The 1,875-nt window shown below is 63.1% G+C and carries 3 protein-coding genes; 2 read left to right on the top strand and 1 reads right to left on the bottom strand.

Going from position 1 to position 1,875, the window contains the following annotated elements:
- Positions 1–1,002 (top strand): amino acid--tRNA ligase-related protein (locus QZ378_RS12860; RefSeq protein WP_291258552.1); only part of this gene is annotated, 1,002 nt, incomplete at its 5' end.
- A 50-nt stretch (positions 1,003–1,052) separates the two neighbouring features.
- Here QZ378_RS12860 and QZ378_RS12855 read toward each other — a convergent pair.
- Complete coding sequence (locus QZ378_RS12855; protein WP_191379288.1) at positions 1,053–1,253, bottom strand: hypothetical protein; 201 nt, start codon at positions 1,251–1,253, stop codon at positions 1,053–1,055.
- An 88-nt stretch (positions 1,254–1,341) separates the two neighbouring features.
- On the opposite strand from QZ378_RS12855, the gene QZ378_RS12850 reads away from it, so the two are divergent.
- Positions 1,342–1,500: a toxin-antitoxin system protein gene (locus QZ378_RS12850; protein ID WP_291258551.1), complete on the top strand. Its 159-nt coding sequence runs from the start codon at positions 1,342–1,344 to the stop codon at positions 1,498–1,500.
- The last annotated feature ends 375 nt before the right edge of the window (positions 1,501–1,875 follow it).

Here is a 1,875-nt window from a genome sequence, read left to right as displayed (position 1 = left end):
CAGTACGGCACCTACAACGTGGCCTCCACCGCCCCCTTCCGCCGCATCTCCTACCTGGAGGCCATGGACAAGTACGGCTCCGACAAGCCCGACCTGCGCATTGACCTGGTGGTGCAGGACGCCACCGATGTGCTGGGCGGCTGCGGCTTCGGGCCCTTTGAGGGCAACACCGTCAAGGCCGTGGTGGTCACCGGCTTCGAGGGCACCCGCAAGCAGATCGACAAGCTGTGCGCCGACGTGGAGGTGCAGGCCGGCGAGAAGGCCTACTGGTTCCGCTACGACGAGAACGGCGAGATCGTGGGCGGCATCGCCAAGTTTGTCCAGCCCATCAAAGACCAGGTGGTGGCCGCCCTGGGGCTGGAGAAGGGCTGCTTCGTGGGCCTGACCGCCGGCAAACTGCTGGCCGCCCAGAAGACCGCCGGTGTGCTCCGCTCCAAGCTGGGCGCCTTCTGCCCCGCCCACATGGACAGGGAGCGGTACGAGTTCTGCTGGATCGTGGACTTCCCCATGTACGAGATCGGCGAGGAGTCCGGCGAGCTGGAGTTCTGCCACAACCCCTTCTCCATGCCCAACGGCGGGCTGGAGATCCTGAAAAAGGCCGCCAACCGCGAGGTGGATCCCCTGACCATCACCGCCTTCCAGTACGACCTGGTGTGCAACGGCGTGGAGCTGTCCTCCGGCGCGGTGCGGAACCACGACCCGGAGATCATGATCGAGGCCTTCCAGCTGGTACGGCTGGGGGAGGACGACGTGAAGGCCAAGTTCCCCGCCATGTACAACGCCTTCACCTACGGCGCGCCCCCCCACGCGGGCATCGCCCCCGGCGTGGACCGGATGGTCATGCTGCTGGCCGGCGAGGAGTCCATCCGGGAGATCATCCCCTTCCCCATGAACAAGAACGCCCAGGATCTGATGATGGGCGCGCCCTCTTTTGTCGATCCGAAACAGTTAGAGGAGCTCAACATCGTGTGCACCAAGAAGGAGGAGGACGACGGCGAGTAAGCCGTTTTTCCCCTCAACCGCAAAAGAATGTGGAAAACCCGGCGGAGCTGTCAAGACTCCGCCGGGTTTTTCTTTCGCTCCGGGACAATTAACTCGAAGATCCGCTCTGCCTGCGGCGGTGCGCCCCCCGCCGCCTGCCACCCCGCCGCAAAGGCCAGACGCACCATGGAAAACAGGTAGCTCTCCGCCTCATCATACTCGTGGCGGTCCAAAAAGTTGGAAAAGGCCTCTTCAAATTCATTGGTGTACATGGCTTTCACCTCAAGGCGATTATAGGCGATTAGGTAGGAATCGTCAATATTTTATCCTCCTAAATGGTATATTCGTCTTGGTGATAATATGAAGCCGCTCAAAACAAAGGTCAGCCTGACCCTGGACATCCCAGTTCTGGAGCAAGTCCAAAAGCTGGCGGAGCAGGAGGACCGCTCCCTGTCCAGCTATATCAACCTGGTGCTGAAGGCCCACCTGGCCAGCCTGAAGCAGGGCGAGGAAGCATAAGGGGAGCGCGCCGCAGCTGCGGTGCGCTCCCCGGGCTTTTTTGGAAAGAAGGGGCGGGAGACGGGCGGACCAAGCCGCGTTCCCCCGCCCCACAAGCCGCCGCCGCAAATACCATGGTATTTCGGCGGCATGACACCAGCGGCGGCCCGGCGGGCCAGGCCGGTACAGCGCAGCGGCCATCAGGGCTTGCAGGGTAATCCCGATGCGTGCCGCCCGAGGCGCGGCAGCGCCTGTGACATGAGTGCCAGGAAAACAAGCGGCAATGCGCGGCTGGTCTTTGCCCTGTCTGTACAGCCCACCGCCGCCATGAGCCCCCGTTTGGGGGGCCGGGGTCGAAGGCGCCGGGGGCGCCTTCGATGAAAATCCATGCGAAGC

The sequence above is a fragment of the Flavonifractor sp. genome (assembly GCF_019422385.1).
Classification (GTDB): domain Bacteria; phylum Bacillota; class Clostridia; order Oscillospirales; family Oscillospiraceae; genus Flavonifractor; species Flavonifractor avistercoris.
Note: the sequence above shows the minus strand (reverse complement) of the source record. Positions and strands in the feature narration are given on the sequence as shown.

Excerpts from the sequence above, each read along its gene's own strand:
- QZ378_RS12855 (WP_191379288.1), bottom strand. The coding sequence starts at position 1,253 with ATGTACACCAATGAATTTGAAGAGGCCTTTTCCAACTTTTTGGACCGC.
- QZ378_RS12850 (WP_291258551.1), top strand. The coding sequence starts at position 1,342 with ATGAAGCCGCTCAAAACAAAGGTCAGCCTGACCCTGGACATCCCAGTT.